The organism is Streptomyces himastatinicus ATCC 53653, from assembly GCF_000158915.1.
Lineage (GTDB): Bacteria > Actinomycetota > Actinomycetes > Streptomycetales > Streptomycetaceae > Streptomyces > Streptomyces himastatinicus.
In genome coordinates this window covers 3,671,554-3,679,292 of sequence record NZ_GG657754.1, presented here as the reverse complement: position 1 = coordinate 3,679,292, position 7,739 = coordinate 3,671,554, and the positions used below count along the sequence as shown (strand labels likewise).

The window sequence follows — 7,739 nt, the reverse complement described above, 5'->3', positions numbered from 1 at the left end:
TGCCCGCGGCCGACCTCGCGGTGTGGCCCCCGGCAGGGGCCACTGCGGTGGAGACGGCCGGGCTGTACGACGCGCTGGCCGACGCCGGGCAGGGCTACGGGCCGGTGTTCCAGGGCGTACGGGCGGCCTGGCGGCGCGGTGACGAGGTGTTCGCCGAGGTCGCGTTGGACGAGGAACAGCAGGCGGAGGCGGCGCGCTTCGGCGTGCATCCGGCGCTGCTGGACGCGGCGCTGCACGGGCTGCGGCTGGGCGGATTCTTCTCCGACGACCGAGCGCGGCTGCCGTTCGCGTGGCGCGGGGTGACGCTGCACGCGGTGGGTGCCTCGCTGCTCCGGGTGCGGCTGGCCCCGGCCGGTGGGGACGCGGTGTCGGTGACGGTCGCGGATGGCGCGGGACAGCCCGTCGCGACGGTCGACGCGCTGGTGGCGCGGGTGGTCGACCCCGAACAGCTCAAGCTCGCCGCTGCCGCCGCACAGAGCGCCCACCGCGATGCGCTGTTCCGCGTCGAGTGGACCGCGGTGCGGCCGGAGGCCCTGGACGACGCCGACGAGGCCGACGTGGCCGGGGCAACGGGGACGGTTGGGGCGTACGAAGACCTGGCCGCCCTGACCGAAGCGGTCGAGGCGGGCGCGACGGTGCCGGACCTCGTGGTGTGCCGCTTCGCTGCATCGGGCGGCGCGGCAGGCCCCGCGGCGCGTAGGGCCGTCCAGGACGCCGCGGCCCTGGCGCAGGAGTGGTTGGCGGATGAGCGGTTCGCCGGGTCGCGGCTTGCGGTGGTGACGTCGGGTGCGGTGGCGGCCGGGGCCGAGGAGACGGTCGAGGATCTGGCGGCGGCCGCGGTGTGGGGGCTGCTGAGGTCGGCGCAGTCGGAGAACCCGGGCCGGTTCGTGCTGGTGGACACCGATGGCGAGGACGTGCCCCCGGCCGTCCTGGCATGGGCGCTCGGGGCTGCGGACGAGCAGCAGTTTGCGGTGCGTGGCGGCGAGGTGCGCGTACCGCGCGTGGCGTCGGTCGTGCCGTCCGGGCGGGAGGCGGCTCCGTCGTGGGGCGGCTCCGATGGCGAAGGAACGGTGCTGGTCACGGGGGCCACGGGGGCGCTGGGCGGTCTGGTGGCGCGGCACCTGGTGGCGGAGCACGGTGTGCGGCGTCTGCTGCTGGTGAGCCGTCGTGGCCCGGATGCGGAGGGCGCGTCGGAGCTGGTGGCGGAGCTGTCTTCGCTGGACGCGGATGTGTCCGTGGCCGCGTGCGATGTGGCCGATCGCGAGGCGCTGGCGGAGTTGCTGGCGGGGATTCCGGCTGAGCGTCCGTTGTCGGCGGTGGTGCATGCGGCGGGTGTGGTGGATGACGGTCTGGTGTCGGCGTTGTCGCCGGAGCGGGTTGATGGGGTGATGCGTCCGAAGGTGGATGCGGCGTGGAATTTGCATGAGTTGACGCGTGAGTTGGGGCTGTCGGCGTTCGTGCTGTTCTCGTCGGCTGCGGGTGTGCTGGGGAGTGCGGGTCAGGGGAATTACGCGGCGGCGAATGTGTTCCTGGATGCGTTGGCGGCGGTGCGTCGGGCTGAGGGGTTGCCTGCGTCGTCGTTGGCGTGGGGGATGTGGGAGCAGCGCAGTGGGATGACCGGTGAGTTGGGTCGGGCGGATCTGGCGCGGATTGCTCGTTCGGGTCTTGCGGCGGTGTCGTCGGATGAGGGGCTGGCGCTCTTTGACGCCGGTGTGGCGGCTGATGAGGCGTTGTTGCTGCCGGTGCGGCTGGACATGGCCGCGCTGCGTTCGCTGGGCGACGAGGCGCCGACGATGCTGCGCGGCCTCGTACGGGGGCCGATGCGCCGGGTGCGCGCGGGCGAGGTCGCCGGGACGGCGGAGGGCCTGGCGCATCGGCTGGCCGGGCTGTCGCCGAGCGAGCGCACGCGTGCGCTGACGGAGCTGGTACGGGGGCAGGTGGTCACCGTCCTGGGCCATGGCTCGGCGGGCGCGGTGGAGGAGAGCCGGGCGTTCAAGGATCTCGGCTTCGACTCGCTGACGGCCGTGGAGCTGCGCAACCGGCTCAACGGGGCGACGGGGCTGCGGCTGCCCGCCACCCTCGTCTTCGACCACCCCACGCCCGACGCGCTCGCCCGACACCTGTACAGCGAGCTGTTCGGCGCTGTGGAGACGGCTGTGGTGCCGGTGGCTTCGGCGGTCGCGGCTGAGGACGACCCGATCGTGATCGTGGGCATGGGCTGCCGCTATCCGGGCGGTGTGCGGTCGCCGGAGGAGCTGTGGGACCTGGTCGCGGGCGGCGTCGACGCGATCTCGGAGTTCCCGGTGGATCGCGGCTGGGACGCCGATGGGTTGTACGACCCGGACCCGGAGCGCCAAGGCAAGACGTACGCCCGGGAGGGCGGCTTCCTGCACGACGCGGCCGAGTTCGACCCGGAGTTCTTCGGGATCTCGCCGCGCGAGGCCCTGGCGATGGACCCGCAGCAGCGGTTGCTGCTGGAGACGTCATGGGAGGCGTTCGAGCGGGCCGGGATCGACCCCGTACGGCTCAAGGGCAGCATGACCGGTGTCTTCGCCGGGGTCATGTACAACGACTACGGCGCGCGGCTGCCGATCGCTCCCGAGGGCTTCGAGGGGTATCTCGGCAACGGCAGCGCGGGCAGCGTCGCCTCGGGGCGGATCTCGTACACCTTCGGGCTTGAAGGCCCGGCGGTGACGGTGGACACCGCGTGCTCGTCGTCCCTGGTGACCCTGCACCTGGCGGCCCAGGCGCTGCGCAACGGCGAATGCACCCTCGCCCTGGCCGGTGGTGTGGCCGTGATGTCCACGCCGCTGAAGTTCGTGGAGTTCAGCCGCCAGCGGGCCCTGTCGCCCGATGGCCGCTGCAAGTCCTTCTCGGACGACGCGGACGGCACGGGCTGGTCCGAGGGCGCGGGCATGGTGCTGCTGGAGCGGCTGTCGGACGCGCGGGCGAACGGGCACCAGGTGCTCGCGGTGGTTCGGGGTTCGGCGGTGAACCAGGACGGTGCCTCGAATGGTCTGACGGCGCCGAACGGGCCGTCGCAGCAGCGGGTGATCCGGGCCGCGTTGGCGAACGCGGGTGTGGCGGCTGCGGATGTGGACGCGGTGGAGGCGCACGGTACGGGGACGAAGCTGGGCGACCCGATCGAGGCGCAGGCGCTCATCGCGACGTACGGGCAAGGGCGCGCCGAGGGGCGTCCGTTGTGGCTGGGCTCGCTGAAGTCCAACATCGGGCACACCCAGTCGGCGGCGGGTGTGGCCGGTGTCATCAAGATGGTGCAGGCCATGCGGCACGGTGTGCTGCCGCGCACCCTGCATGTGGACGAGCCGTCGTCCAAGGTGGACTGGTCGGCCGGTGCGGTCGAGGTGCTCGCCGAGGCCCAGGAGTGGGCGCCGATCGAGGGGCGTCCGCGCCGAGCGGCCGTGTCCTCGTTCGGGGTGAGCGGGACCAACGCGCACGTGATCCTTGAGCAGGCGCCGGAGCTGGAGCAGGCTCAGGTGGCCGGTGTCGCGCCGGTGGCGGTGCCCTGGGTGGTGTCCGGCCGAGGTGCGACGGGGCTGCGGGGCCAGGCGGGCGCGCTGCTGGCCCATGTCGAGGCCGGCGGGACGTTGTCGCCGGTGGACGTGGGCTGGTCACTGGCGACGGGCCGGGCGGCGCTGGAACACCGCGCCGTGGTGACCGGTGCCGCGCGCGAGGAGCTGGTCGCCGGGCTGGGTGCGCTGGCGCGCGGCGAGGAGGCTCCTGGGCTGGTGACGGGCGCGGCCGCGGGCGCTGGTGGCCGGGTGGTGTTCGTCTTCCCGGGGCAGGGTTCGCAGTGGGCGGGCATGGCACAGGGGTTGCTGGGTGCCTCCCCGGTGTTCGCGAAGCGGATCGCGGAGTGCGCGGCCGCGTTGACGGCCTTCGTGGACTGGGACCTGGAGAGTGTGCTGCGGCAGGCGCCGGATGCGCCCTCGCTGGACCGGGTCGACGTGGTGCAGCCGGTGCTGTTCTCGGTGATGGTGTCGCTGGCCGAGGTATGGCGTTCGTACGGTGTCGAGCCGTCGGCGGTCGTGGGCCACTCGCAGGGTGAGATTGCCGCCGCGTGTGTGGCGGGTGTGCTGTCGCTGGAGGACGCGGCCCGCGTGGTCGCGCTGCGCAGCCGTGCGTTGCTGGCGATCGCCGGTCGTGGCGGGATGCTGTCGATCGTGGCGTCGCAGGACTGGGTACGCGAGCGGATCGAGCCGTTCGGCGACCGGATCTCGATCGCCGCGGTGAACGGCCCCAAGGCGGTCGTGGTCTCCGGTGACGCGGACGCGCTACAGGATCTGGGGGCCGTCCTGGCGAAGGCCGGGGTGATGCGGTGGAACGTTCCCGGGGTGGACTTCTCCGCGCACTCGGCCCATGTCGAGGCGCTGGCAGCGGAGTTGGCGCAGATCGTCGCCGGGGTCGAGCTGCGGGCCGCCGATGTGCCGTTCTACTCCACGGTGACGGGTGGGCTGCTGGACACGGCCGGTCTGGACGCCGGGTACTGGTACCGGAATCTGCGGCAGCCGGTGCGGTTCCAGTCCGCGGTGGAGGCGCTGGCCGAGCAGGGGCACGGGACGTTCGTCGAGGTCAGTTCGCATCCGGTGCTGACCGCGAGCGTCCTGGAGACGCTGGACGAGCTGGAGCCGACGGCTGCCCCGGTGGTGGCGGACACGCTGCGGCGTGATGACGGCGGGCTGGACCGGTTCCTGGTGTCGCTGGCTGAGGTGTGGGTTCAGGGTGTGGAGGTGGATTGGGCGCGGGCGTTCGAGGGCGCGGGTGCGTCGGTCGTGGATCTGCCGACGTATGCGTTCCAGCGGCGTCGTTATTGGCTGGATGCCCCGGTTGGCGATGGTGTGGTCGATGGGGTTGAGGCTGGTTTTTGGGAGTTGGTTGAGGGTGGTGATGTGGCGGGGGTTGCTTCGGCGTTGGAGGTGTCGTCGGAGGAGTCGTTGAGTGGGGTGTTGTCGGCGTTGTCGTCGTGGCGGCGGGGGCGTCGTGAGCGGGTGCGGTTGGAGGGGTGGCAGTACCGGGTGGTGTGGCAGCCGGTGGCGGTGGAGTCGTCGGCGCGGTTGTCGGGCGCGTGGCTGCTGGTGGTCCCAGCTGGTGTTGAGGGCGTCGCGCAGGTGGCGGAGTCGGTGTCGGGTGCGCTGACGCGGGCTGGTGCCCAGGTCGTAGTGCTGGAGGCCGAAGCCGGTGGCCAGGAGGGAGCCGAGCGCGTGGCGGAAATCGCGGATGCAGGGCCCCTGGCGGGCGTGGTGTCGCTGCTCGCGTTGGACGAGTCGTCGCATCCGGTCGGCGGGGGCGTCTCGGCGGGGCTGGCGGGGACGTTGGGCCTGTTCCAGGCCCTGAACGGCGCTGGGGTCGACGCGCGGCTGTGGTGCGCCACGCGCGGCGCGGCGGGTGTGGGCGGCGACGCGCGCGCTGTCGGTGCCGCGCAGTCCGCGGTGTGGGGCTTCGGCCGGGTGGTGGGGCTGGAGCATCCGGAGGTGTGGGGCGGCCTGGTGGATCTGCCGGAGACGGTGGATGACCGGGCACTGGCCCGACTGGCCGGGGTGCTGGCCGGAACCGAGGGCGAGGACCAAGTGGCGGTGCGGTCCTCGGGGGTCTTCGGACGGCGGCTGGTACGTGCCAGAGCGACCAGCGCCGACGGGGGCTGGCAGGGCAGCGGGACCGTGCTGGTGACCGGTGGCACGGGCGCTCTGGGTGGTCATGTGGCCCGGTGGCTCGTGGGGCGTGGCGTCGAGCATCTGGTGCTGACCAGCCGCCGCGGTCCGGATGCGCCCGGAGCGGCCGAGCTGGAGGCCGAGCTGTCGGCTGCGGGCGTTGGCGTGACGGTCGCGGCGTGTGATGTGGCCGATCGGGGCGAGCTGACGGAACTGCTGGGCTCGCTGGGCGAACTGCCACCGCTGACGGGCGTGGTGCACACGGCCGGGGTGCTGGACGACGGTGTCGTACAGGGGCTGTCGCCGGACCGGCTGGCGGAGGTGGCGCGGCCGAAGGCCGAGGCCGCGCGGCATCTGGACGAGCTGACGCGCGAGACGACGGGGCTGTCGCTGTTCGTGATGTTCTCGTCGATGGCGGGCACCGTCGGTGGCCCGGGGCAGGGCAACTACGCGGCGGCGAACGCGTACCTCGACGGGCTGGTCGAGGAGCGGCGGGCCCTCGGTCTGCCGGGCACGTCGGTGGCGTGGGGCCGTTGGGGCGGCGGTGGCCTGGCCACTGGCGAGACCCGGGAGAAGTGGGCCCAGCAGAGCGGCTTCGAGGCGATGGACCCCGAGGACGCCCTTGCGGTCCTGGACCAGGTGCTGGACCGCGACGAGAGCTGCATCGCGGTGGCCGACATGGACTGGGAGCTGTGCGCACCCCGCCTCGCGGCGGAACGCCCTGCGCCACTGATCGGCGGCATCCCCGAGGCGCGCCGCGTCCTGGAGGCGCCGACCGCCGACAGCGCGAGCACCGACCCCGATCCGGGCGGGGCGCTGCGCGCCGAACTCGCTCGCCTCTCGGCGGGCGAACGGGGCCTCCGGCTGCTGGACTTGGTGCGTACGCAGGTCGCGCGGGTGCTCAGCCACACCTCCACCGACGCGATCACCCCCGACCGGGCCTTCAAGGAACTCGGCTTCGATTCGCTCACCTCCCTCGAGCTGCGGAAGCGGCTCAACAGTGCGACAGGACTGCGGCTGGCGGCCACGATCGCCTTCGACTATCCGACCCCGCAGGCCCTGACCGACCACCTGCGGAGCGAGTTGAGCGAGGACGGCCCCAAACGCTTCGACGCCGTGCTCGGGGAGCTCGACCGTCTCGCGTCCAACATTTCGGAGATTGTTTCAACGGCCGAGGAATCCACTCAGGGTGCCCGAGGCGAGATATCGCTGCGTTTGAAGGAGTTGCTGAAGCTGTGCAGCGCTGAGGAAGAGCCCGGCGCCGAGCCCGCCGCGACCGAAAGGTTCGCAGCGGCCTCGGACGATGACGTCTTCGACTTCATCAGTAACGAACTCGGCATCTCCTGAGCCACACCCCTTCTCCTCCCCGATCTCTTAAGACTTTTTGAAACCCTGGAGTGGTACGGCGTGACGAACAGCAGCAGCGGCGAGGACAAGCTCCGCTATTTCCTGAGGCGAGTGACCGGCGAGCTTCACGAAGCGCGGCAGCGACTCCAGGAAGTCGAATCGGGAGAGCACGAGCCGATCGCGATTGTCGGCATGAGCTGCCGTCTGCCCGGCGGTGTGAATTCCCCCGAGGAACTCTGGGAGCTGCTGAACTCGGGGCGCGACGCCTTCTCCGAATTCCCCGACGACCGTGGCTGGGACGTCGAGGCGCTGTACGACCCGGAGCTTTCCCGGCCCGGTACGTCGTATGTCCGCGAAGGCGGGTTCCTGCACAACGCCGGTGAATTCGACCCGGCCTTCTTCGGGATCTCGCCGCGCGAGGCGCTGGCCCTCGACCCGCAGCAGCGGCTGCTCCTGGAGACGTCGTGGGAGGCCATCGAGCGGGCGGGCATCGATCCGTCGTCGCTGAAGGGCAGCCGTACCGGTGTGTTCGCCGGTACGAGCGGCCAGGACTACGCCACCCTGCTGCGCCGGGCGCCCAAGCAGTCGGAGGGCTACTTGGCCACCGGCATCGCGGCGAGCGTGGTGTCGGGCCGGGTGGCGTACACCCTGGGTCTTGAGGGCCCGGCGGTGACGGTGGACACGGCGTGCTCGTCGTCGCTGGTGTCGCTGCACCTGGCGGTG

The 7,739-nt window shown here is 72.2% G+C and carries 2 protein-coding genes; both read left to right on the top strand.

What is annotated here, in order from left to right:
* Positions 1-7,016 (top strand): type I polyketide synthase (locus SSOG_RS14865; protein ID WP_039937613.1); only part of this gene is annotated, 7,016 nt, incomplete at its 5' end.
* A 45-nt stretch (positions 7,017-7,061) separates the two neighbouring features.
* On the top strand, positions 7,062-7,739 hold a 678-nt coding region (locus tag SSOG_RS14860), incomplete at its 3' end, for a beta-ketoacyl synthase N-terminal-like domain-containing protein (protein WP_425385466.1).